Consider the following 918-nt stretch of genomic DNA (forward strand, 5'->3'; position numbering starts at 1 on the left):
TTAACCTGCCCTCTTTTTTCTCTTTCCATATCACCACGACGAAGATTCATAGCTGCATTCGCTAAACTTTGTGCTATCGTCCCATCTGATAATGCATAACCAATCCCATAATCTGATAATCTTTGTAAAAACTCAGGACTACGCAAGTAATCCCAAAAACTCTGTTGAGAACCAGCATCTTGGTGAGGAACAGTACTCTGTTGTGGCTGTGCAAACTGCTGTGGTTCTACAGGTGAAATCGGTTCGGGTAACTGAGACCGCTTTGGTTGCAATGATGCCAAATCTGAAGTTTCAATTGCATTAGGCAAAGGTTCCATATCCTTCGATAAATCTAAAGGGTTTGGTTGTGAACCAAAGGTCGCTACTGGTAAAGAAGGAACTGAAAACGGTACATCTGGTTTTCTGCCTGCCGATCTTAAAGACGAACTTACATCTGGTAAAGGTGAAGTATTTTTAGCTAAACCTAAAGGATTTGATTGTGAACCAAAAGTTGCTATAGGGGAAGAAGGGGTTAAATAAGGTAAATTATTTGCCTGTTGTTTGGCGTCTTCTAGATCGTTGAAACGTATACGTGGTACATATTGGCTCATTACATGCATAGACTTAAGAAGTCTTGATAAAATGTTATCGTTACTATTTTGCATAACTACCTCACTTTTTTCCTGCAAAACCAGAAATACCAGCTAAAATCCCTATAGCGTTCTTCCAAGGGTCGTTACCATGCATCGTAGAGCCTGACATATTATTCATCGTCGTGCCGTAATTCCTTGCAAAGCCATGACCGGCGTTCATAAGCATATTCAACCTATTCCAGCCGCTATTGTCTTGCTCCAGCCAACGTTCACGATTGGCATCAACAACTCTCTGATTGTAATTATCAAGCACACCTCCCCCCTGTATGGCATTGGAATAGGCATT

2 pseudogenes are annotated in these 918 nt (G+C 41.2%); both read right to left on the minus strand.

From position 1 onward, the window contains the following. Window positions 1–644, minus strand: a pseudogene (locus ACFIJP_RS09345) (hypothetical protein); the annotation flags it as partial. Window positions 645–651: 7 nt separating this feature from the next. Beyond that, window positions 652–918, minus strand: a pseudogene (locus tag ACFIJP_RS09350) (hypothetical protein); the annotation flags it as partial.

Origin of the sequence: Bartonella sp. MU37NMGALS, assembly GCF_042194015.1 — a bacterium.
Taxonomy (GTDB): Bacteria; Pseudomonadota; Alphaproteobacteria; order Rhizobiales; family Rhizobiaceae; genus Bartonella; species Bartonella grahamii.